This is a genomic window from Spirosoma jeollabukense (assembly GCF_054777855.1).
On sequence record NZ_BAAHAD010000021.1, the window covers coordinates 1 to 22,883 of the forward strand.

26 protein-coding genes are annotated in these 22,883 nt (G+C 47.9%); 12 read left to right on the forward strand and 14 right to left on the reverse strand.

Going from position 1 to position 22,883, the window contains the following annotated elements; translation table 11 throughout:
• Positions 1-218: 218 nt before the first annotated feature.
• The 4 genes from ACYVEA_RS33290 to ACYVEA_RS33305 form a co-directional block, all read right to left on the reverse strand.
• Positions 219-461, reverse strand: coding sequence for a hypothetical protein (locus ACYVEA_RS33290; RefSeq protein WP_461117696.1), 243 nt, complete (start codon positions 459-461; stop codon positions 219-221).
• A 133-nt stretch (positions 462-594) separates the two neighbouring features.
• On the reverse strand, positions 595-1,062 hold the full coding sequence (locus ACYVEA_RS33295) for an RES family NAD+ phosphorylase (RefSeq protein WP_461117697.1): 468 nt from the start codon (positions 1,060-1,062) through the stop codon (positions 595-597).
• A gap of 3 nt (positions 1,063-1,065) precedes the next feature.
• Positions 1,066-1,494 carry an antitoxin Xre/MbcA/ParS toxin-binding domain-containing protein gene (locus ACYVEA_RS33300; protein WP_461117698.1) on the reverse strand — a complete coding sequence of 143 codons (429 nt, stop codon included), beginning with the start codon at positions 1,492-1,494 and terminating at the stop codon, positions 1,066-1,068.
• A 296-nt stretch (positions 1,495-1,790) separates the two neighbouring features.
• The gene (locus ACYVEA_RS33305; RefSeq protein ID WP_461117699.1) at positions 1,791-2,528 is read right to left on the reverse strand and encodes a hypothetical protein; all 738 of its coding nucleotides are present in this window, start codon (positions 2,526-2,528) and stop codon (positions 1,791-1,793) included.
• A 549-nt stretch (positions 2,529-3,077) separates the two neighbouring features.
• Here ACYVEA_RS33305 and ACYVEA_RS33310 point away from each other — a divergent pair.
• A complete protein-coding gene (locus ACYVEA_RS33310) occupies positions 3,078-3,476 on the forward strand; it encodes a response regulator (protein ID WP_461117700.1) in 399 nt (132 codons plus the stop codon).
• 519 nt (positions 3,477-3,995) lie between these two features.
• Here ACYVEA_RS33310 and ACYVEA_RS33315 read toward each other — a convergent pair.
• Positions 3,996-5,228 (reverse strand): metallophosphoesterase family protein, encoded by a 1,233-nt coding sequence (locus ACYVEA_RS33315; RefSeq protein ID WP_461117701.1) that lies wholly within the window; start codon positions 5,226-5,228, stop codon positions 3,996-3,998.
• A gap of 205 nt (positions 5,229-5,433) precedes the next feature.
• Here ACYVEA_RS33315 and ACYVEA_RS33320 point away from each other — a divergent pair, with 205 nt between their 5' ends.
• Complete coding sequence (locus tag ACYVEA_RS33320; RefSeq protein WP_461117702.1) at positions 5,434-5,628, forward strand: hypothetical protein; 195 nt, start codon at positions 5,434-5,436, stop codon at positions 5,626-5,628.
• Positions 5,629-5,735: 107 nt separating this feature from the next.
• Here the strand turns inward: ACYVEA_RS33320 and ACYVEA_RS33325 are convergent, their stop codons facing one another.
• Both ACYVEA_RS33325 and ACYVEA_RS33330 read right to left on the reverse strand, forming a co-directional pair.
• Positions 5,736-6,131 (reverse strand): nuclear transport factor 2 family protein, encoded by a 396-nt coding sequence (locus ACYVEA_RS33325; RefSeq protein WP_461117703.1) that lies wholly within the window; start codon positions 6,129-6,131, stop codon positions 5,736-5,738.
• A gap of 79 nt (positions 6,132-6,210) precedes the next feature.
• On the reverse strand, positions 6,211-6,777 hold the full coding sequence (locus tag ACYVEA_RS33330) for a dihydrofolate reductase family protein (RefSeq protein ID WP_461117704.1): 567 nt from the start codon (positions 6,775-6,777) through the stop codon (positions 6,211-6,213).
• 545 nt (positions 6,778-7,322) lie between these two features.
• On the opposite strand from ACYVEA_RS33330, the gene ACYVEA_RS33335 reads away from it, so the two are divergent.
• Positions 7,323-8,285, forward strand: coding sequence for an SDR family oxidoreductase (locus tag ACYVEA_RS33335; protein ID WP_461117705.1), 963 nt, complete (start codon positions 7,323-7,325; stop codon positions 8,283-8,285).
• 29 nt (positions 8,286-8,314) lie between these two features.
• Positions 8,315-8,539 (forward strand): hypothetical protein, encoded by a 225-nt coding sequence (locus tag ACYVEA_RS33340; protein WP_461117706.1) that lies wholly within the window; start codon positions 8,315-8,317, stop codon positions 8,537-8,539.
• 14 nt (positions 8,540-8,553) lie between these two features.
• Here the strand turns inward: ACYVEA_RS33340 and ACYVEA_RS33345 are convergent, their stop codons facing one another.
• Positions 8,554-9,369: an alpha/beta fold hydrolase gene (locus tag ACYVEA_RS33345; protein WP_461117707.1), complete on the reverse strand. Its 816-nt coding sequence runs from the start codon at positions 9,367-9,369 to the stop codon at positions 8,554-8,556.
• A gap of 968 nt (positions 9,370-10,337) precedes the next feature.
• Here ACYVEA_RS33345 and ACYVEA_RS33350 point away from each other — a divergent pair.
• The 3 genes from ACYVEA_RS33350 (at position 10,338) to ACYVEA_RS33360 (ending at position 13,687) form a co-directional block, all read left to right on the forward strand.
• On the forward strand, positions 10,338-10,913 hold the full coding sequence (locus ACYVEA_RS33350; RefSeq protein WP_461117708.1) for a DedA family protein: 576 nt from the start codon (positions 10,338-10,340) through the stop codon (positions 10,911-10,913).
• A 554-nt stretch (positions 10,914-11,467) separates the two neighbouring features.
• On the forward strand, positions 11,468-13,051 hold the full coding sequence (locus ACYVEA_RS33355) for a hypothetical protein (protein ID WP_461117709.1): 1,584 nt from the start codon (positions 11,468-11,470) through the stop codon (positions 13,049-13,051).
• A 201-nt stretch (positions 13,052-13,252) separates the two neighbouring features.
• Complete coding sequence (locus tag ACYVEA_RS33360; RefSeq protein WP_461117710.1) at positions 13,253-13,687, forward strand: hypothetical protein; 435 nt, start codon at positions 13,253-13,255, stop codon at positions 13,685-13,687.
• Between the two features lie 64 nt (positions 13,688-13,751).
• Here ACYVEA_RS33360 and ACYVEA_RS33365 read toward each other — a convergent pair whose 3' ends face one another.
• The 3 genes from ACYVEA_RS33365 to ACYVEA_RS33375 form a co-directional block, all read right to left on the reverse strand.
• Complete coding sequence (locus tag ACYVEA_RS33365; protein WP_461117711.1) at positions 13,752-14,138, reverse strand: helix-turn-helix domain-containing protein; 387 nt, start codon at positions 14,136-14,138, stop codon at positions 13,752-13,754.
• A gap of 12 nt (positions 14,139-14,150) precedes the next feature.
• Positions 14,151-14,447: a type II toxin-antitoxin system HigB family toxin gene (locus ACYVEA_RS33370; RefSeq protein WP_461117712.1), complete on the reverse strand. Its 297-nt coding sequence runs from the start codon at positions 14,445-14,447 to the stop codon at positions 14,151-14,153.
• Positions 14,448-14,816: 369 nt separating this feature from the next.
• Positions 14,817-15,617: an SDR family oxidoreductase gene (locus ACYVEA_RS33375; protein WP_461117713.1), complete on the reverse strand. Its 801-nt coding sequence runs from the start codon at positions 15,615-15,617 to the stop codon at positions 14,817-14,819.
• 89 nt (positions 15,618-15,706) lie between these two features.
• Between ACYVEA_RS33375 and ACYVEA_RS33380 the strand changes: the two genes are divergently transcribed.
• The gene (locus tag ACYVEA_RS33380) at positions 15,707-16,066 is read left to right on the forward strand and encodes a winged helix-turn-helix transcriptional regulator (RefSeq protein ID WP_461117714.1); all 360 of its coding nucleotides are present in this window, start codon (positions 15,707-15,709) and stop codon (positions 16,064-16,066) included.
• A gap of 30 nt (positions 16,067-16,096) precedes the next feature.
• Here the strand turns inward: ACYVEA_RS33380 and ACYVEA_RS33385 are convergent, their stop codons facing one another.
• Positions 16,097-16,978, reverse strand: coding sequence for a DUF5694 domain-containing protein (locus tag ACYVEA_RS33385; protein ID WP_461117715.1), 882 nt, complete (start codon positions 16,976-16,978; stop codon positions 16,097-16,099).
• 256 nt (positions 16,979-17,234) lie between these two features.
• Between ACYVEA_RS33385 and ACYVEA_RS33390 the strand changes: the two genes are divergently transcribed.
• Both ACYVEA_RS33390 and ACYVEA_RS33395 read left to right on the forward strand, forming a co-directional pair.
• The gene (locus ACYVEA_RS33390; protein WP_461117716.1) at positions 17,235-17,927 is read left to right on the forward strand and encodes a helix-turn-helix transcriptional regulator; all 693 of its coding nucleotides are present in this window, start codon (positions 17,235-17,237) and stop codon (positions 17,925-17,927) included.
• A 107-nt stretch (positions 17,928-18,034) separates the two neighbouring features.
• A complete protein-coding gene (locus ACYVEA_RS33395; protein ID WP_461117717.1) occupies positions 18,035-18,898 on the forward strand; it encodes an NmrA family NAD(P)-binding protein in 864 nt (287 codons plus the stop codon).
• Positions 18,899-19,353: 455 nt separating this feature from the next.
• On the opposite strand, the gene ACYVEA_RS33400 is transcribed toward ACYVEA_RS33395, so the two are convergent.
• Together ACYVEA_RS33400 and ACYVEA_RS33405 are read right to left on the reverse strand one after the other, a co-directional pair.
• The gene (locus ACYVEA_RS33400) at positions 19,354-20,091 is read right to left on the reverse strand and encodes an SDR family NAD(P)-dependent oxidoreductase (RefSeq protein ID WP_461117718.1); all 738 of its coding nucleotides are present in this window, start codon (positions 20,089-20,091) and stop codon (positions 19,354-19,356) included.
• Between the two features lie 189 nt (positions 20,092-20,280).
• Positions 20,281-21,483, reverse strand: a complete 1,203-nt coding sequence (locus tag ACYVEA_RS33405; RefSeq protein WP_461117719.1) for an FAD-dependent monooxygenase — start codon at positions 21,481-21,483, stop codon at positions 20,281-20,283.
• A 118-nt stretch (positions 21,484-21,601) separates the two neighbouring features.
• Here ACYVEA_RS33405 and ACYVEA_RS33410 point away from each other — a divergent pair, with 118 nt between their 5' ends.
• Together ACYVEA_RS33410 and ACYVEA_RS33415 are read left to right on the forward strand one after the other, a co-directional pair.
• A complete protein-coding gene (locus tag ACYVEA_RS33410; protein WP_461117720.1) occupies positions 21,602-22,225 on the forward strand; it encodes a MarR family winged helix-turn-helix transcriptional regulator in 624 nt (207 codons plus the stop codon).
• 228 nt (positions 22,226-22,453) lie between these two features.
• Positions 22,454-22,789 (forward strand): hypothetical protein, encoded by a 336-nt coding sequence (locus ACYVEA_RS33415; protein ID WP_461117721.1) that lies wholly within the window; start codon positions 22,454-22,456, stop codon positions 22,787-22,789.
• Positions 22,790-22,883 lie beyond the last annotated feature (94 nt).

Sequence of the window (22,883 nt, forward strand, 5' to 3'; positions counted from 1 at the left end):
TAGTTGAGCCCATTCGTTCTACAGTCATTTCTAGGATAGCTCATCTACGATAACTCATCTACGATAACTTAAGGCTTAAGGAGCCATCTCCTCAAACTCTCCTCCTTGAGACAAGATAGCAGGGAAGAAGTGAACGCCTAAGGCTATCTCAATTTGGCTCCGGTAACCTCAAAAGGCAGCGGACTTAGGTTCATATACGCTAATTCTGGCCAAGTAAGCTAGTAACCGCTTACATAAATGGCCAGGCCGTTGTGCTTAAACTCGTCGGGCAGATTACAGGCACCCCAGGCGACTCCGTTACTGGCCACAAGCTGATAACCAGTAGCCAAGCCACCTGAAGCTTGAACGGTGACAGCCGCATCGGTTACCCGCTCAGATCGAATTGCTTTTACACTCGGGTAGCAACTTGAAGCCACCGATGGAACCTCATCTTCCTTGCAGCATACTAGCAAAGAGGTCATACAGAATAGCACCAAATAAAATCGCATAATTTCCTGTTTACTAGCAGGACCCTTTGTTACTTAAAAGAGTTGGAGACTCCTGTATCATCAAAACGCTCCTAAGCGAGACGAAGGGAGTTGCTGTTGCCTTAGCTTACTTCGACCACAAGCGGGGGTCAATTACCAGAGGCTTCTCGTCAATCACCCGTATCGAGCCATAACTACTATGGGCCGGATGCAGTAAGTAGTTATAGCCTAATGGCATCACCGAGGAGGGTACACCCAAGGCTAACACATCCGGCTTGGCTAGCCAATCAGCCAAAAGATGCTGACTCCGGTGGTAGGTGTTCTCTTGCCAGTAAGGCGGTAGGCCAACCGCGTTCACGACCCGCTGGCTATCCTGGGGTAACTCCAAACTGAACAACCGGTAGGCGGGTAGCTCATCGTAGGGTACTTGGGGCATGTGGACCAAGATCTCTACTAAAGCTAAAGCAGGATGCTCAGCCGTATAGAGGATGCCAACACCCGGTGGATTCCAACGACCTCCGTTGAGCCACGTACCGGTAACATCCAGGGGACGGTCGGCATACTTCTGCCGCACCACGCGATAAACGATGGCCATAGCTTACCCGAAGATACCATAGTCAATGCGGCCCAGCACTCGGTCGACTAATGTATAGCCTGTGACCGTATCCAGGGCCTGTAAGGGGGGTTGGTAGTCCAACTCCCGTAAGGGTGAGCGTAGCCAGCTTAGGACGGTTTTGCTACGTTCCTCGAAGGTATCCAAAGCGTGCAGGAGCAGGTTCTCCAGCAGCAGCAGCCGCTCGGAGGCATCCTGACTGATGCGCTGATCAAGCTTGAGCCGATGCAGGTAAGAAGCGGATAAGCCCAAGGCCACGGCCAATTCCTTATCGGTTAAGCCCACCAAAGCGGCCACGCGGTCGGCCTCGGCGCGCAGCACGCCTTGTCGACTACGGGATATGATTTCCTGCTCGGTCAAGAGCCGAGGCAGCAGGGCTGGGTTAGGTGCTATAAAAGGCAATGCTAAGGCCATGACAATGAAGTTTTAGACTAAGCTAACTACAAAAGTTCACTCAATCAAGTTCCTTATTCTGAAACATGAAGTCCATGGTTTAGCCTATTATGGCAAGCTGGTTGAGCACAGGGATATAAGCTCTTACTAGACCGATCCAAGTATATAAGTATGTGGCCCAAAATGGGCGTTTACGACGACGCAACCGATCTTTCGCCCTATTCTAAGAAATTCGATAATAGGTCAGGTAACCCCCTTTTTCGTACGTTTTCAGGTAAACTACAAAATGGCAGAGGGACTAAGAGAAACCTACTTACTTACAAACTAGCGAAGTGATCCATTAGTGTGTGCCACCATAACCACTGACCCGCTAAGTTCATCGTTAGATGCAATAGTAGAAAGAGCCCTAAGGCCAACGGGTACGCGGGTTGTAGCCGACCTATTCGTCGATCGTCCACCAGCAGAAACAGTAATACCACTTCGATGGCGACAAAGCTACCATTCAGTGTTTTAGCGAAACTGTCAAACCAGGGAATAAAAAATAATAGGCGGGTAATAGCCGGCGGCAGGATAATGAGGACGGTGCAAACCATATAGCGGGCATGGAGGGCCAATCGTTGCCCATTCCATAAACTCAAGCCCAGAAACAAGGAAAAAAGCAGCAAGGAGGACGCATCGATAAAAGAAAGCTGATAAACGGCTCCGGGCGGGTACGCATCGGCTGCCTGGAGCATCAGGTGCATCATCTTGACTCCCCCAATCAGCAGGGCAGGCACAAGCACAATCGTGCCGATCCAACCTAGTTTTCGATGCAAAGCCAATTGCCCACGTCGATACAAAATAGGTTGTAGAATCAGCAAACCCATCCATAATCCGGCGGAAGCCCCATGCAGATGATGATAGAGGTCAGTCTGGGTGAGTCGGGAAAAATAAGACCGGGAAAATCCCAGCCAGGTTATGATAACGGCCAGCCCAAAATACCAAGGGGCATTGGGATACAGCAGCGTCTGTTTACGGGGAGTAGATGTGAAATGGTCTTGGGTAGGCTCTTTCAATTCAGTAACTAGCTATGGTGAGGCATTTCTCAGAGTAAGATAGCCAATAAATCTTTTTAATTTAGAGAGCATGCGTTGCCAATGTACGATTTGCTCTATTGGCACAACTCGTATCGATAAAGCTTGGCTTACTGGTGTAATACCAGACAGGATACAACTAGATTAGTAACGTATATACTTCCTCGAAAGTAAAGGTGGGTTTGCTTTCCTTAGCCTATTGTTTTACACGTTGAACATTAAAGGAAGAAAACCGTCAACCTAGTACTAAGCAAACGACCATATTTCAATCTCACAAATACCCTCTTACTTGATACAAAAAACGTTCATTTAACGAAGGCTTCATTTGGGCATGTAACCGTAACCAGGAGGTCAGCTTTACCAATTGACGCTCGCTTGTCGGAACAAGCAGGTGAAATTAAATCCGTACTTATTACCTTACGTAATCCATAGAAACTGGTGGACAGTTAGTAAACAAAACGCCTTCAATAACCCCCGACCAATTAGCTAACATCTGTCACTGCATACAAGCAGCCTTAACCGTTCGTGCCCATGAGTGATCCCCATCCTAAAGCAATTAATCGCTGGCCGTTTACCCTGCTGGTTGACCCTGACCCGGACAGCTATTTGCTGTTAAGTGGCTTGTTAGGTCGCCTTGGGCTTACCCCTAGGCTAACCAAGTCCCTTGAGGAGGCTCGTTTACTCATGCAACAAGGGGAAGTTGTTGTTGCTTTTATTAGTCTAAAGCTTCCTGAAGGGGCCGCTTGGCGGTTGCTAACGGATAGCCAGCAGATGACTCCTTCACCCAAACTCATTCTTATGAATGCTTCTGGTACGCTTGAGGTAGAGCGGTCGATGGCCTTAGGGGCGAATTATTATCTGGAGAAGCCGTTTACAAGAGCAAAGCTCAAGCAAGCCTTTGCTACGTTAGGGTTTAGCCTAGACCGTTGAGAGCTTCTTTTGGGCTAAGCAGCTAGTGCAGATCCAGGTAGAATGTTAAAGCTGAAAGTCGAACAGATATGAGTGTAGCTCGTCAAGCGAAAGCGGATAAAAGGGCTAGGCCCTTGCTATAGTTAAAAGGCACAGGCGAGAAATTGAGTAATTTCTTTAAATACATGTTTAAACATAAGCGTTCATTGATTGAAACCTTTTCGTGAACGCTTTCAGCGTATGTTGCTCAATAGAGTGGACAGAGATTAAATTACTATCTCATAATTCGCTCTTTCTGAGCGACGGTGGATGCTTCATTAGTCTAGTTTTGTTCAAAAGCATACGCTAGTTAGCATGTGAACAAAACTAGACTAATACTATAAAGACCGACGTTTATATAAGATCAAAACTCATAAAATAGCTGGCTTCGTGCATTCGCAAACAGATATCCACGGCCATACACTCATGAGTAGATCAAACAAAAGGAAAGCTCATACCGAGCTTTCCTTTTGTTTGACAGAATTCTCCGAGATAGCGTTGTTATAGATTGACCATTACGCCATCTGCTAAAATCTGGGCGGCGGCTGGATAAGAAAACGTGTCAAAATCCCGTTGATTACCAGCAGCATCAATAAGTATGGCCTTTCCTTGAATCGTATCAGCGGAAACGGTCAAGGTCACATACCCATGTGAGGTATGGTCACTCGTAATGAGGTGTGCTTGTGTATCTGGGTCGGTCGTATCAGCATCAGCATTGATCCCATGCAAGTGCGCATAACCGCCGTTACCCGCAACAATGAATGGCGTCACTCCGCCTTCAATAATGGGGCGTTCAATTCGCTGATAGTTATGAACATGAGCCGTCAAAACCATATTGGGGACACGGCGCGAGTCATTGATGGCATGCTGCAAGGCGTCAGCCATTCGAGCGCTTCCGCTGTGGTGATCGTCAAACGAATAAATCGGATGGTGCATGGCAAGTATAAGCGCTTTGTCCTGCGGAGCGGTGGCAAACTCATGGGTGAGCCACTGCTGTTGAACCGAGTCTATGGAACCACCCTCAGGCACGTTACTGTACACCCCGATTATGGTTAACAAGGGACATGTGAGCGTAAAGTAGACATTGGGCAGGGATAAGGTTACCCGTGGCGCATCGTGGGAATCGGGATTCACCACAGGCATGGGGGTCATAAAATAGCGTACCCAGCCATCCAGCGATGTTTGCTGATTGTCGATGGGATCGCCATCATGATTGCCTGGGATTGAAATAATTGGCGCATCGTAATGATCATAGGGTTCGTAGAATTGATCATAATACTTGGCAATTTCCCCATTGTAATAAACCACATCACCCAAATGGTAAAAGAAACGGGGCCGCTCCGTTTCATCTCCATTTAAATCCGTTTTCATGGCTTTGGCCACAGCCCGTTGATAATCCGGATTTTTAATGCCTCCCGTATCTCCCACCGTATGGAAGACAAGTTGGCCAGTCCGATTAACCAACTCATCAATACCAAGAACCATCGTTCTCAAATCAATGTGGTAGGGCGGTTCACCCAATGGAATGGGAAGGGGCTGGAATCGTTGCGTGCGGTGCGTTAGTGGAGAAAGCGGAAAGACTCCCGGATTATGCTGGGATGTGCCCCGAGCGGGCCGGGAACGAATCGTGCCTGATCGGAGGCTGCTGGCGCTGACCGGAAGCATGTGGGGAGCCACTTGTCCGGCAGGAATTGCTGAAGGTTCTGGTTGGGGTTGATTGGGTTCAATGGCCATTATCGTCTTGGTTATCAGTGGAAAATAGGAATAATCTTCCCTGAAAGCTACCGCTCGAACGTAGCGTTTTTACTGCCAATAAATAAATTTAATAGAATTCTAACCCTGACAGTACCGAATTATAATAGGCCATAGACAATACGAGAATTAGCCAAATCTTGAAGTTTGTGTGAATGATACCCTTGGTCGAGGGCTCGGAGAAAATATGTCATGGTTTGACGAACAGGAAGCTTACACGTTCGCTCGGAAATACGCAGTGCCAATTATCAACATGGATGATCGCGGGACAATTTATTCAATAGCAGACCTGCGGGAGAAACTGCTGCTATATCTGGATATTTCAGCTAATGGTGAAATTATATCCCTAAAGCCAGACCCCGACAAAATGCCTCATTCTTGAATTGTTACTTCTCTCTTTATTTAGTGGCTACCTCCTTATTTATTCTTATGTAAACGCTCCATTTCATGTATTTTAACAAGGTTCATGGGAGGACCAGTCAAAGAATACTATTGGAAGGTGGTTGTCACCAATTCAGTATCCATATACTCGCTGATCGCTCGTAGTTTACCCTCTTGAATGCAGCATACCCAGCAGTAGCGATTATTATACACCTTGCCATCAGGCGTCGTGTTATGACCAATCGCTTCGACCACAACGTACTCCCCGTCCCCTATAATACGGGTAGCAGTCGCTTTATAAGGAGGAAGTAAAGTTGTCTTCACCGCCCCCCATATATCGTTCACTACGGACTGCTTGCCCTGAAAGGTCTTTGCCCATTGCCCACTACCCATCCAACTCCATCGCATATCGTCGGCCATTGCCTCCAGAAAGGGCTCATCATTGCCCGTTGCTAATTCAGAGAAAATCGTTTCCATCAGGTGTTTATTCTCCAGGGCGCTCATAAGGGATCAATGAATGGCGTACAATGCGATGAGTGATGAACAGACAATGGGTAGAGCTTAAGGGGCCTTTTCTAGCAGGCTATTGAGCCCCGTAATGCAGCGTCACTACCCCAGAACCGAGCGTTTTTGATTCTAATAACCTTAACTTATTCATGGGTGAAGGGCTGTCAAATAGCGGGATTCCCTCCCCAAGTATGACCGGATGCAGCGTTAATTTGTATTCATCAATCAGGCCCAGTTGCAGGAAACTTTTGGCTAGGCTAGGGCTGCCGAAAATCACCAGGTCTTTGCCGGGTTGCTGTTTGAGTTGGGTGATCTCATCGACCACGTTGTCTTTGATCAACCTCGTGTTATGCCAGTCCGCACTGGGCAGGGTAGTGGAAAAAACGATTTTGGGAATCTGCTCCACCCATCGGGCATGGTCAAGTTCGGGTTGGCTGGCCGTTGGATCGGCTAAAACGGTAGGCCAGTAGCCTGCCATTAACTGATAGGTATGCTTGCCGTAAACCGGCGCGCCTACGGTTTTTACCAGTTCATCGGCGAATTCTTGGAGCTCCTGATTGTAGGATAAGAAACCCAGGCCGCCGTGGCTGTCGGCGGCAAAGCCATCCAGGGAGATGTGGGCGAATACAACTAACTTTCTCATGTTGCTGATTGAGGGTCACAAAGCTAGGACGGCTTTGGCAAAGGTGATAGGCGGAATGCGACAAATCAAGGGGGCTATTAAGTCATTTTACTGGTCAGTGAACCAACTGTTTACCGTTAGAATAGAGGCAGGTTTGCTTTTGCATCTATCTCTCTTCACTGAGTACCCTTCTCAAGGGCTTTCTCAGAAAAGGCTCCCGTCTGAGACGAATGGATTTTCACGGGTTTGTCTGTTAATTGGGGCTTTATTTGATATAAGAAATCAATCTAGTTTCATATCATCTGAAAGTAGTATCGTCGCACAGAAAATGACTAACAGCCAAATACGTCTACCCTATTAAATGGCTGTCTGAAAGTCTATCCGATCCGCTTTTAAAATCTTCCCAGCTGATAGGCGGAATATGAGTCGACAGCCGCAAATTTTACCAACGTTTTCGTTCGTCTTACTGACAGTTGACCTCCACAACAAACAAAATTTGACCTTTATAACAAACCTCCCCAACGATTTACGCCCCAATTTTGGTCCTGTATATAAACCAGCAAACAATGACAAATCAAACCGTATTAGTAACCGGAGGTACCGGTTTTGTGGGTATTCACACGATTTTGAGTCTACTCCAAAAAGACTACACCGTCAAAACGACAGTACGCTCGTTGGCTAAAAAAGAAGCTATCGTTGATGCCTTAAATAAATCCGGAATGGTCGACTTGGAAAAGTTGTCCTATGTGGAAGCCGACCTAACCGCCGATGAGGGCTGGGAGCAGGCAGTTCAGGGATGCACCTATGTTTTGCACGTAGCCTCCCCTTTTCCAGTAGTACAGCCTGAAGACGAGAACGAACTCATCATACCGGCTCGGGATGGTTCATTGAGGGTTTTGAGAGCGGCCCGCAAAGCGGGCGTAAAACGGGTGGTGATGACCTCTTCATTTGCCGCCATTGGCTACAGTACTGACCCCAACGGGCATACGTTTACCGAAAACGACTGGACTGATGAAAAGGCTCCGGTTCAAGCCTACATCAAATCCAAAACAATCGCCGAAAAAGCGGCCTGGGAGTTTATTCGGGATCAGGGAGAGGGCTTGGAACTGACGGTTATCAATCCGGTAGGCATTTTTGGTCCCGTTATTGGCGGCATTTTTCCGGCTTCGTATGAGGCAGTGATTAAAGCGCTCGTCGAAGGTACGGTTACCCAAAGCCCCCAATTTACCTTTGGGGTGGTTGATGTCCGTGATGTGGCCGATCTTCATATCAAAGCGATGGTACTACCTGAAGCCAAAGATCAACGGTTTCTGGCAACTTCAGACGGTGTAGTCAGTTTTTATGATGTGGCACAGCTTATCAAAAAAGAACGCCCTCAAAAAGCCGGTAGGATGGCCGATCTGAAGCCTATTGATCCGACGTATTACATTGCCCTGTCGAATCAGAAAGCCAAAGATAGGTTAGATTGGCACCCACGAAGCAAAGAAGAAGCTATTTTGGCCAGCCTGGATAGTGAGATTCCGGTGTAACTTTATGCGCTACCGTCAGACTTCAAAAAATGACTACCAATCAAATCCATTCCTGTCATTTAGGGCCTGAACTTTCACCGGAGCAATTTATTTCAGACCATTACTTCCTGTTCCTACTAAAGGGATCCATGAAGGCGTATGACGGTCGAAAGGGCTATAGTATGCAATCCGGGGATGGCTTCATAGCCCGGAAAAATCAGTTGATTCGCTATACCAAGTTCAAGGAAGATGATCAGCAGGATGCCGTCAGGTGACGAAGGCGTGGTCTTCACTTTAGAAAGCCATTCACATAATCCAGGATTGTCTTTGTTTGGCTCATCAGCGACACGTGCCCTTGCCCAGGAACAATGGCCAATTGGGATTTGGGCATGGTGCCCAGATCCGTACTGCGCTCACCACCCAGGCGTTGATACGTTTTGATCAATTCCAGTTTATCCAACCCGTCATGGTCGCCAGCAATGATCAGCACGGGCGCCGAAATTTGCGCAATATTGGCATCACCCAGGTCATAGGGTGTTGATGCCGAAGCGATCATTTGCTTTACGAACGCAGTCCAGTTGCTTTTGTCCGGTGCCACTGCCTCATAGCCGACTTGCAAAGGCGTGTTAGTAAAAAATTCAGGCTTGGTTTGCTTAAACCGGTCGGTCACTTCGGGCAACCAGCCACTGCTTTTATAGGTCGACGAAATGATCACTAATCTGCTTACCCGTTCAGGGCTTTGTATGGCAAACTGATACGCTACAGAACCGCCAAAACTATAGCCCACTACATCTGCACACTCAATGTTGAGATGATTCAGGAGGCCTTCCAGATCACGGGCTAAAGTAGACCGTGACAAGGGTCTATCTGAGAGGGGGGTATGTCCGTGACCCTGTAATTCAACCGCAATGACTTTTCTGTTTTTTGCCCATTCGGGTATGAGTTGTCCCCAGTTCATCTCAATGGTCATATATGCCCCATGCAACAACACGATTGGGCTTCCCTGGCCATATACTTCGTAATACATGTGGATGCCATTGACAGGCGCATAGCCACTGTCGTCAGGCTTACTTTGTTGTTTGCTTGATTGAGATAGGACAGCCATTGTAGTTGCTATTGGTCGAATTGATTGAAGCCTATTGCCTGTTTTGAAAGGCTTCTCAAAGCAGGATTCGGATTGGCTTTTAAACTTTATCGAATACCCAAAGATAGAAAGCGTTTTAGCCTGAAGCGCTGTGTGAAAGCGACGTTTACAGGGGTGAATCACGACAAATAGTACCATCTTCACAAGAAGAGGTATTTGCTACATTTTCTCACCTTTTCTGTTCGCTATTCAATCCCCTGATCGGGTACGTTGACAAGACTCGGTAACGAATGCCATTGGAGTTGATCATAGATTCTGCCCGCGCTAGATACTGTTTCACAAAAGGCTGATTTTACTACCTACCAAATACGTTAGTATTTAACCGTGTGTCGAACTGAGTGACGAATTAAGTCGGAATTAAACGTTTGCAGTTATGCGTTCGACTCCGACTAAGCCAATAAAACTTGTAGTATGATTGCGTTATTATTGGTTGCTCGTCTTCTCGTTGTCGTAGGGATGTACTACGCGCTACGGAAAGGTCGTAAGGACTGGTCTCTGTTGCTGGGTGCTCTCATGTTTTTACTGACATTTATTGGTTACAGTTTAGATAGGAATTGGTTTTGGGCAGCCATTCAGATTGGCGTGATGTTGGTATTTCTTTACAGATGGTTAGTATATAGAAAATCAAACTAAGCCAACACTCACGTTTACGGACTGCTGCAGATTTTGGCCCCTAAGTAGTTGGTTGTACTTGACAAAAATGTTGCCTATTCAACTGTCTTATAAAAAGGCTCCATAAAGTGAAACGAAGAAGATGTCATCTAAGCAATCAAACAATGCCGATATGGCCTTTTTTAGGCGGACGCCTAAAAAAGGCCATATCGAAGAGCCAGTGAGCAGAACACCCGTAAATCACTCTTTAAGCAGCTAGAAACAAAGACGCCACTAGTCTGTTCTTGCCTAAGACTGACCCGTTTATTCGACTACACATGCCTCTTGAGTCCTTGATCATTACCTATGGCTACCCGATCCTGTTTGTGGGTGTACTACTGGAAGGCGAGGCGTTTTTGATCTTGGCTGCTTATCTAGCTCACCGAGGCTACTTCGCCCTGCCCGTGGTGATTGGCCTGGCCGCCCTAGCCTCCTTTACGATGGCCCAAATTTGGTTTGTGCTCGGCGATCGCTTTGGCACCGCTTTACTTAGCCGTCGTCCAGCCTGGCAATCGCGTCTGGTTCGGGTAGACGCCATGCTACAACGCTACGGCACTAGCTTGGTGCTGGGGTTTCGCGCGCTGTTGGGCTTACGGACCCTAATTCCAGTCGCTATTGGAATATCAGCCTACCCAGCCCGCCAATTCACGCTACTGAATGGAGTGGGAGCGCTGATCTGGGCCCTGGTGGTGGCCTTGGCGGGTAACGCGATCGCTCAAGGCTTGGAAGTACTCATCACGGATCTGCGACAGCATGAACTAGCCGCGGTCGTCGTGCTTGCCTTGATCGGTTTAGTTTGGGGGCTAATTCGTCTCTACCGCCAACCTAAGGTCCCGCTTACAAAAGGTGACTAGCGTAAAGACCAATTAATTTAGGCAGTAAGGAGTCGTATGCTATGGATGGCTTTTGAAGGTCAAAAAAGATCACTGTCTCACAATTCGCTCCCATATGAGACGAAGAGAGATTTGCGTACCCGTAATTCGGGCGATTAATTGTACTGCACAGTAATGCGATGGACGCAGAAAATGATAGCGGGTAACTTCAAAAAAGGGACAGCAACCGGTACCCCGGAGCTGATCGGCCACCGTCGTCACGCAGAGACAAAACCTTGCCTTCACAAAAATCAGTTGAGAACATCTAAATTAGCTGTATAACAGAACACCAATTTTTTTTAACTTTTCTCCCTGGTTATCATAACATCAGTGGCTGTTGCACAACCCCTATACAACCTCTTTTAGAAAAGCACACTAAACTATTCGCGTGTACAACCTACGTTTCAGGAGCTTTACAACCTAAGGTGACAGCCGCTTAGCCGAATACTAAAAACAACAGCTTTTTCTCGGCTGAGCAGACAATCCGCAGTCAATCTATAAACTATATTCATCAAAAACTTATTCCTGACTAGATAATGAAACAACTCTATGCGCTGTTAGCCTGTTGGCTTTTAGCAACTCCCCTGTTGGCCCAAGGTAATTACGTGGCTAATGTCGCCAACTCGACCACGCCCGGACAATATAATACCCTGATCGGTCCCAATGCTGGGACCAATTCAATCGGTAGTCAGAATGTTTTTATTGGCCTGGGGGCGGGTTACAAGTCAAAAGGAGCTTTTAACAGTTTTGTCGGTGCGGGAGCCGGATATAACAATGTTGAGGGCCATTCCAATAGCTTTATTGGTTACGATGCAGGCGCCTATAATACCACGGGTATTTATAATACCTTTCTGGGCTATTCGGCAGGTTGGAAAAACACCACGGGCAGGTTCAACAGTTTCATCGGCAACTACACCGCCAGCGCCAATACCACCGGCTCGAGTAACGTAGCCCTGGGAAACTGGGCTTTATCTAAAAATACGGTCGGCAACTACAATGTTGCCCTGGGCGATTCAGCGGGTCTTAATAATGTCATATCCGGCAATTTGTTTGTGGGCTTTAAAGCGGGCTATAGCACCAGCAACGGCTCTGCGAATGCTTTTGTGGGCACTCAGGCGGGTTATGCAAACACCACAGGCACGGCCAATACGTTTGCCGGAAGCCAGGCGGGTTACACTAACTCGACCGGCTCAGATAACACGTTTAGCGGTAACCAGGCTGGGTATTCAAACTCAATCGGTTCGCTTAACACCTTCACGGGTTCTACGGCTGGCATCGGCAACACAACCGGGGCCAACAATACATTCTTGGGTGGTCAGGCCGGTTACAGCAATGGTCAAGGGAGTTACAATACGTTTGTGGGGAGTGGCACGGGTTTTAGCAATAACACCGGTATCAACAACACCTTTATGGGTGCTTCCAGTGGGGGCAATACGACCACAGGCAGCAACAACACCTTTATGGGCTATCTGGCGGGCTTTAATAATAGTACGGGCAGCAATAACATTATTATTGGGCCAAACTCGGGCACGGCCATTACCAACAGTAACGACAACGTACTAATGGGTTACAACAGCCAGGCAGCGGATGGTTTACAAAATGCGATTGCTATCGGAGCCAACAGCCGGGTATTGTCCAGCAATGCGCTAATTCTGGGTCAGGGGGTCAACGTAGGCATTGGCACATCGACACCCACCGATCGATTGGAAGTGGTGAGTCCATCCCCCGATAAAAGTGGCATTCGGATGAGCCAGCTTACCAAGTCTAGCCCCGCTTCGCTGGCCACCGATCAGTTCCTAACGGTGGATGAACGGGGTGAAATCGTCAAAGCCCGTTATGCGCTACGCATCAACAAGGTCAGTGAATGGAGTGATAAGGTCTTCACTAGGGGGTATACGTTGCGTCCTCTGTCCGCCGTGGCTATTTATGTTGACCAACATGGGCATCTACCCGGCGTTCCTTCAGCAGCGCAGATAGCCCAAGAAGGGATTGATCTGGTGAAGCTGAATGCAACGCTCTTGGAGAAAGTGGAAGAGTTGACCTTGTATAGTATTCAGTTAGAAAAGACCAATCAACACCTTATGCAAAAGGACAGGCAGCAACAACAAGAAATAGACTAGCTAAAGCGGCTCATGAAACGAGTACTTAACAACAAGTAATCGATTACAATCTCATAAAATCGCTTCTAAATAAGACAGACGAAAACAGACATTTGCTGTGACGCGGGATTCATAAGGGCAAGTGCTAGTCGATACTTTTGTAGAGGGATGCAATCAACTGAATACTGGCGGCATCTCCTCAAAAAAACAAGAATAAAGACTATGACTAGCCAATCAAATCTATCCTTCTCATTCCTGCTTTGCGTTACATTTTTGGCCACTGTTCGTTTAAATTCACTTGCCCAAAGCGGACTTAATGCAGGTAACCCCATTATTACCTATAATACGTATGGGCCTTTACCAACCCTTAAAACACAGTCTCCGCCTTCATTCCCAGGCGGGGAAGACAAGCTAAATGCCTATGTTCTTCATCAAATTGAGGAAGCGGAAACGCCTATTAAAATAGCTCGAAAGACTTGGTTGACAGCTACCCTTGATGAAACCGGTAAAGTCACCCAATTAGTCCCAACGTATGATGCTGATCCTACGTTGAAAAAAGAAATAGCCCGAGTGTGTAGCTCGATGCCCCGTTGGAATCCAGGCACGATAAATGGCAAAGGGGTAGAGACTAAGTCCCAGTTCCTGGTTCGGCGATAACTTTAACTAGTTTCTGCTAGTGCTTATTCTCAATAAATGCTCAAAAAAATGAGATGGCTATGCTTTAGGCATGTTCCAAAATAAAGTCAGCATCAATCTTCAATTTGGTGCGTAAAGTCTTGGCCATGGCCAGGTTGACCCGGCGCTTGCCCCGCAGGATCTCCGATAAACGAGTTTCGGGCACTTCCAGGAGTTGAGCCATCTCGCGTTGTTTCATCTTCTTTTCATACATCTTGAACTCGATCATTTCCGCAATCGACTGCGGCACTTTGATGGGCATCAGCGGAATGCTATCTTCATAAGCTTCGGCCCATTCCGAAAGTTGAGCAAGCTCCGTGGCTTCATCTGAGCTCAACACAGCAAAGCCCCCTCCCGCTATCGATTTTTGAAGCAGGGTTTCAATCTGAGCCATCAGTTGCTGATAGTCGGCGTAAGTGGTTGGCTGTTGCATGGATGAAAGTGATTAAATAGTTGAGCAGTCCGGTATTTTGTCATACTGGGCATGGGTACCCACAAATCGAATGAATACGGTTCGTTTGTCAAAGAAAATCATCGCTACCAATCGGTAATGATTCCCTTTGATGTTAAAGACATAGTGGTCGTTACCTACATAATCGACGGAGTTGAAGGTTTGCTTGACATCGGCCAGCGATTTCCAGTCAGCGGCCTTAACGATGGCGTACCATTCGTTGAGAGCCGCAGCCGCTCCGGTGTGTTGAAGACCAAACTCGTTGAGAATGGTTTTGGTAATAATGACCATTAATGTCTGTTTGACTACAGATTAAAGATACAGCATTCTTTTTACATTATCAAATATAAACTTACACATTATGTAAAACCACATTAATAGATCAGCTTTTAAAAAACTCTACACTTGCGTAATTCTATTGTAGGTAGTTGAGATTCGAATGATACTTCTAGAAAAGATCAAAAACGTTTATGTGCTTGTTCCATAAATGGGGCGATTAAAGAGACAAACATAGTTGGGTCTAGGTCGTAAAGAACGTTCTGGTTTTAACATGATTAAAGATTAATTGGCCCTTGTCAATATTCCAAGATAGAGCCCCCGCAACCATTGATAAATAGAGCAGGGGCTTGTTAATGTATACATGTATAGTTGAGCTAACAATTAAACATGTTGTGCGTAGAAGTACATTTTTTTAATTTCCTTCCTGGAAGCTTCAGCGCCTACTTCAAGACGTCGGTTGTAAAGGGCTTGGGCAGTTTTGCCCGCAAAATACCGTAGTTGATCCTTACCATCCGTCGCTGCTTCATAGATGACGGCGGCAATCTCTTCGGGTGCAGAAGCAGGTTTAATCATGCTCACCATTTTCTTTTCCGCTGTTTCATAAAAGGGAAGGGGGGTTACAGCGGAATTATGGGTAAACAACTCTGTTTTTGTACTACTTGGCGAGACGGTTTTAACACTGACATTGAATAACGATAATTCAATGGATAGACACTCGCTCCAGCCTTCAACGGCCCATTTTGTCCCATTGTAAACACTCGTAAAAGGGAAGCTGGTATGCCCACCAATTGAGGTTACGTTGATAAATAATCCTCTTTGCTGCTCTCGAAAATAGGGAATGAATGCCTGCGTAACTCGAATTGTCCCTAAAAAATTGGTGTCGATTTGCTGGACAATTTGTTCATCGGTGAATGCTTCTAATGAACCTAGCAAACCATAGCCCGCATTATTTAGTACGACATCGATATCCGCTAGCGAAATGGCTTTCTTAACCGTTGCTTGTATTTGTTCAACATCGGTAATATCAAGCGGCAGAACAACCACATTATCCAGCTTGGTCAGCTCTGTCTCTTTTTTAGGAGTTCGCATGGTGGCGATAACTTTCCAGCCTTGTTGCTGAAATAACTTGGCGGTTGCTTTACCGATACCGCTCGAAGCACCGGTGATGAAGATCGTTTTCATTTGACTCTTATTTTTAAGTTGTTTGTGGCGTAAACTTATAGCCGTAAAGTATACCTTTGATACTTGTATACAAAAGGATACTTAAATTAATGACTGACAAAAATCGATTTCAGCAGAAAATTGAAGCCATTCAAGACACGATGTATGTGATTGGCGGTAAATGGAAAATTCCCATCGTTCTTTCGATTTACAGTGGCAATAAGCGCTTTAACGACATTAGTAACTCTATTCCCAAAATTACCAACCGAGTACTCTCCAAAGAATTGAAGCACTTGGAGGATAATTTAATGATCACCCGGACGGTGGTTGATGACTATCCAGTTAGGATTGAGTACGCCATTACAGAGTATTGTTTAAGTGTTCAACGTGTGGCGAATCCCATGGAGGAATGGGGGAGAAACCACAGGAAGCGCTTGCAGAAGCAATCAAATAATCTCTCGTCTCAATAAATGCTCCCTAATGTGAGAAGAGTAGACCACTTATTTCAAGTAGTCCAGCGTGTCTACCAGGTCAAATTCAGGACTAGCATTCAGTAAATGTTTCAGAATATACAGGTGGGTATTGCCATACAACACCAGGATACGGTCCGACGGACTACTCACTAGCCGCTGGACGTTCGAGTAGATCCGAAGGTTTCGATTATAGTACCGGGAGATAAAACCATCGGCGCCAATCGGTTCTCGGTTGGTCCCCCGCTTGGTGGTCACCAACCACCGACCAATGCTACGCGCCTGCGTGATCTCCTCGTTCAAAAAGCGTAAATAGTCACTCACCGTTGCCGTATATTTTAACGAGTCCTGTAGTGTTGAATAGGCGGTGTACTGCTTGTCCCAATAAGCGAAGCTGGTATCGGATTGATGTTCGTATTTGGTAAACATAGTCAAGGAGTCCGCTGGACTGAAGCGAACACGAAACGGTTGAGCATCAATCGGAAAAAGCTCGCTATGGCCTAACCGATCGGCGAGTTTAAACCCGATTTGATAGAGTTCATCATCCATCCTGACTCGCTTGTCCCCCTGAAAATTTCCCCTTCGGTAGGCTCTATAAACAGAGTCGATGTAATGCTTTGCGTTTGGCGAAGCCTCAATGGCAATTTTGGTAGGCTTGAAGCGGGTAATCTGGTTGAGGACTTCCTCCACTTGGGCTTGCCGGCTTGGGCTTAGGATATTGACCCGCAGCTCGGCTGGCGTGGTGTTCACATCGACTTGTTCTCCGGCAAAATGAAAGGTTCCCAGCAGCAATACCTGGGGTCTGGCAGAAGCCTGCCTAAATAAGGCGTCCATCTCTTTGCGAAGGGGAGTGGTTTGGGCCAGGGTTTCAAAAGGTAACAGGAACGCTCCCAGTAAGTAGATAAATCTCATAACAGCTATTGAAGTAGATACGAGATAAGGATACTGGCTAACGCTCAACGTTGCATGCGAGGGAGTCTATGACCTGTCCTGGTTTAGCAAAGTGATTTACCTCTGGGCATGCCATTCTTGCTAGAAGGACTACTTCCTCGATTCTTATATAACGCTCGTAGCCTGATATGAGCAAACATTATATAGGAGTGTAGCCCAGTAATAAACGATAGTTTTCGTTTCGTAATTTTAGCCTCTCATGAACTGATCAGTAAGTATGGTTGATGCCGAAACAAAACGACTTTCCCGCTTAGTGGCTATCCAAACCATTTTACAAACTAAACAACTCATTACGGCGACTGAACTGGCTAGCCGATTTTCAGTGAGCGTCCGCACCATCTACCGCGACATCAAAACCCTGGAAAGCGCCGGTGTGCCTATCCTGACCCAAGAAGGAAAAGGCTATGACTTAGTCGAGGGCTACCGACTGCCCCCTGTCGCATTTACTCAAGCCGAAGCGAATGCGCTGATTACAGTGGAGCACCTGTTGCTTAACAATCAGGATACTTCTTTGGTGCAGGCTTACAGCCAGGCGATGACCAAGCTCAAAGCCGTTTTGCGCAGCCCTACCCAAGAGAAGGCTAATTTTTTGGCTTCTCGCCTGAAGGTGTATGCCAACGCCCAACCCCAAAGCCGTTATCTATCCACTCTACAGGGTGCCCTGACCAACTTTCAGCGGGTACGCATCGACTACCGGGCCGCTTCGAACGAATTAACTTGTCGAACGGTAGAACCCTTCGCTTTGCTGATGAGCACTCAGGAGAACTGGTTGTTAGTGGCTTGGTGTGGGCTGCGCGGTGCCTATCGCATCTTTAGGCTTGACCGCATCGAGCAGCTTGATGTACTGACGGAGACTTTTACTCCGCACCCACTCACCTTGAAGCAATATTTTGAGACCTTGGGTGAATAAAGCTAGCTACCCCTGACACACCCTTGTCGCAGGGCCACTCTACTTTTGACGAGACAGCCAATAGCAGTAGCTGTTGGTCATTCTCAATTGTTAAACTCAAGAACGTTATGTACATCATTCTGGGGGCTACGGGCCATGTTGGATCAGTGGTAGCTCAATTATTATTGGACCAAGGTGAGGACGTCACCATCATTACCCACGATGCCCTGAAAAAGGAAGAGTGGCAGCAGAAAGGAGCAACCGTCGCTATAGCGGACGTGCATGAGGCCAACCAGTTACGGACGGTTTTCCAGCGGGGCAAACGTCTGTTCGTGCTTAACCCGCCCGCCCCCATCACCACTGACACGGCTCAGGAAGAACGCAAAAGTGTCCAATCGATTCTAGCGACTTTACCGGATTCAGGCATTGAAAAGATCGTCGTTGAATCAACGTATGGTGCACAGCCTGGCAATCGGGTGGGTGATCTAGGGGTGCTCTATGAGTTGGAACAGGGGTTAGTTCAAACGGGCATTCCTACCAGTATTGTTCGAGCGGCTTACTACATGAGCAATTGGGATATGGCCCTGCCAACGGCCCGACAAGTCGGTCAAGTCCACACGCTGTATCCGCCTGATTTCACCTTGCCCATGGTTGCCCCGCAGGATTTGGGGGCAGTAGGGGCTCGTCTCTTACAGGAATCGGTTGAAAAAACCGGCTTACACTATGTTGAAGGGCCCCAACGCTACTCGTCGGCCGATGTGGCCGCTGCCTTTGCCGCTGCACTGGGCAAAGCGGTTAAAGCGGTTGAAACGCCGCGAGAGGCCTGGGTAAGCACTTTACAGCAGACCGGTTTTTCTGGGCCAGCCGCTGAGTCGATGGCGGCCATGACAGCCATTACGTTGGATCAGACCTATGAGCTACCTGCTGCACCCATACGTGGGGCCACCACGTTGCAGGACTACATTTCCGCCTTGGTCGAGCACAGTCAGTAGCGCCCTTGGGGCAGAACCTACATGATACGTCAGGTTCTGCCCTGAATTGTCATTCATTTTTAAAGCTACTGAATGGGCCGTGAAGATTTAGTTTGTTGACCTATAAACGGCCATTGATTAATGAACACCCTAACGGACAAAATCTCAGTAAATGCTCCAAAGTGAGACAAGGAAACGTTTATGAATAGGCTCCCGCTACAGAAGACGAAGTATTCATGTATCTGCTCATTAATTCGGGTGTTAAAAGGTACGGATAAGCATACTGTTGGCTAGCAGTAGTCATTAAATTAGGCTGCATCAATGGTAAAAGATCGCTACAGGTACCTCTGCTTGAAACACTTAATCCAACTGCAGCTAGAGCCAATCTGCAACTATAGATGCAATGGACGCTGCCAACCAACCCCAAACCGGTGGCGGGCCTAGCGACTCCTAGTAAATTTCTCATCCTTTTCTGCTTACCAAGAAATAAGTCCCGTTTCAGGTCCGCTATCGTCACTAAAAAACTGCCCACTTGGTCCATCCGGCCCGATCAGCACCGCTTTTACAATTCGCCCCGCAGCTGTTTCGACCGTTTCGGTGCCAGCATGATTGTTTAAATCGGTTGCTGGAAAACCGGTATCCACCGCGTTTATTTTCAATGGGGTATCCCGCAGATGGTACGCTAAGACGACGGTATAGGCGTTCAGTGCTGCTTTGGAGGGCACGTAACTAGCCGGCATCACCCCATAGTATTTCCAGGATGGATCTGATTGCAGCGTCAGCGACCCCAAACTTGAGCTCACGTTCACGATGCGGGGATGGGGGGATTGTTGTAGCAGACTCATAAACGCCTGCGTAACATGGACCGCCCCTAGGTAATTCGTGTCAATGACGCGCTTATAGTCGGCGAAGTCGGTTTCCAAGGGCGTCTGGGGCATGCGGCTAGGCACCCCGGCATTGTTAACGAGCGCGTCGAGCGCTTGAATTTTATGACCTAAACTATGGTGGGCAGCCTGGATGGAGGCACTGTCAGTAACATCAAGCTGAATAAACTCAAATTGCGTGAAGCCAAGGCCTTGCAAATGGTCAATGGCCGCTTGCCCCCTTTGTGGGTCGCGACTGGCCAGGAATACATAATAACCTTGTTGCAGGAGCTGCTTCGCCGTCTCCAGACCGATGCCTTTATTTGCTCCGGTAATTAGGACAGTTTTCATAGAGAACCAGGTAGAATAAGTAATAACAAAATGAGCTCAAAGCGTTTTAAAAGCCAACAGGTGACCGGTTAATGCTTGACTCATTTGGCCGGTTGGAGAGTAGAAACCGGGGCTGTTCGGCACTAGAGGCTCTGAGCCAATCAGAATAACACGCACTCAAAGCCTGTAACACCGGCACCTCATTGGTTTCTAATAGTTGGGCAAGTCGATACCTTCTTTTTTTTCATCGGCATCATCAGCACTAAATAGACCAACTACCGTCTGAACAGGTTTGCTGGCCACCAGTCCAGCTACTGTATTAAGTATCGACACACCAAATTTCGTTTCCGGGTACACCAGCCCGGGTGTGCCCGGAGGCAGTTTCTGCACCTCCTCAACGTAAGGGCGCATCCGCTTTTCGTAGGCCGCAAAAGCCTCCTCGTACCGCTGGTGCCGCGACAGCTCACCCGCCAGCATATAAGCCCCTACAATGGCCAACGTCGTACCTTTTCCACTGATGGGCGTGGGGCAATAGGCTGCGTCGCCATGATTGGCGACCCGTCCCGCTGACCAGCGGGGGGCTTTTATCTGACCGACTTCGTCGAAATACAGGTCATCCGTATCATCGATGGCCTGACGGATGCGGTCGGCTTCCCAGCCCGCACCAGCCAGCCTGGCCTTCAGGAAGCTTTTCTGCTCGTCGGTCTGACGTAGCTTGCGGATTTCACCCTCGTCTTCCAGGAAAGCCACTGACGCCCGAATGGTGCCCTTATTATCAGGGCGAAGCATGAGCACCCGGCGGTCGACGGCGGTGTACCAGCGCCACCAATCGTTATCGGTTGACTGCCGAGGGATGGTCATGTAGGCGATGTATAGGCCTAGCGATTTGAACTGGGGCTCCTGGCCAAACATCAGTTGCCGGGTTTTCGACCGAACTCCATCGGCCGCAATGACCAGATCATACGTTTCGGTTTTACCGCTGGCGAACGTTACGGATACCCTGTTGGGGTGCTGCTCCAGGGTTATGATCGAATCGTCAAAAAGGTACTCGACGTGCTCCTTCGAGCAATCATACAGAATGCTGACCAGGTCGCCCCGCAAAATTTCCAGCTCGCGCGTTCCGGTGAGCGATGCCTCTTTGGGAAACGCCCCGGCTACTTGACCATCCTGGCCGATAATTTGCAAACCGACTTCAGTGGTATTTTGGGCCAAAATAGCGGCTTCGATACCCATTTTTCGGACTACCTTTCGGGCTGGCCCATTGACGTCGATGTTCTGCCCACCCAGGCGCAGGGCCGCTGCTCGCTCGACAATGGTGACGGCGAACCCGTATTTAGCCAGCCAGAAGGCCATCGTGGGCCCAGCAATGCTGGCCCCGGATATCAATACTTTTTTTGCAAATGAGGTAGACATGGTTAGACATTAAGGGTTGACTCTCCAGACATTGTAGCTTTACGCCATTATGACTACTGAATAGAAATATAACCATTACGTATTATTATTGTTTTTTTGATACGAAAACAAAGTAAATATGCCCTACTTATCCGCTATTCCCGTCCTGACAGCTTGGGAGCGTTTCGGTGACGATCACCCACAGGGTAGTCTGCGTGAGTTTGCCAGCTGGCTTCTCAATCACCTCGACCCGCTACCGCAAAGTCCGGCCTTGCCTAACTCCGAGCCCATGATGAAATCGGGACAGCGGCTGTCGGAAGCCTTCGACAACGAGGATTTTCTAGCTGGTTTTTTCATCGGACGACTTGGCCGGTATGCTAAATCCTACGGTAAGTCGATTATGGCCGAGCACGGTTTTGCCAGCTCTGATGAATTTCTGTTTTTGTCGCTAATTTCTCGGATGGATCAGCCAACCAAGAAAGAAGTGTGTTTGGCTAACGCCACCGAACTCACCACCGGCATGGATATGCTTCGCCGTCTGATTAAAAACGGACTAATCCAGGAAACGCCCGACGAGCGCGATGGTCGGGCTAAACGCCTGTCGCTGACTGAGCAGGGACAAGCCATGATTGAGCGGGTCTACGCCCAGTTTGAGCAGATTCCCACCAGCGTCCTAGCCGATCTAGACGGGGTAGAGCGCAGGCAGTTTATCCAAACACTGAAGTATTTAAACAACTACCACTTTCAATTTTACCAGCCCTGATGCTGGTTGAAGCTGCGCTGCATCCTCGGCTCCTGTCGGTTGCTAATTATCTCTCGAAAGGCTCCCTCATGAGATTAAGCAACCTAGTTGATTTATTTCAGAAATGGGCAGCCATTCAATAGCTTGGTTGACTATCGGCCAAACGCTGTCGGTAGTAAACGGTAGGGGCTAAGCGGTTTTCCTGAATATAAATGCCCATTCCGCTTCCAATCGAGTTAGGTATAAGATATGGGGATAGACAACGAAAACAATGATCAGCGATTGGCCTTACTTCGCCAGCATGTAGCCGAATGGAACGCCCTGTTAGCCCGAGAAGTCCCGGCCCGAATCGCCCTGGATAACAAGCACCAGGAAGAGCACACATGGGCTTACTCGGATGAGATTAATTATGTGGGTCGGGCTTGCTTAGCGACCAACCATCACCAGGCGATTCGGGACCTGACGACTCTTCACCGGGCTGCCCGCATTGCCATGCGCTTGCGTCATCAGCAAGAGGACGAGGCGATGCATCAAACCCTGGCTGAGGGGGGGGCATTGATGGATCGTGCGGACAAATTGTTCTAGTTGAGCCCATTCGTTCTACAGTCATTTCTAGGATAGCTCATCTACGATAACTCATCTACGATAACTTAAGGCTTAAGGAGCCATCTCCTCAAAC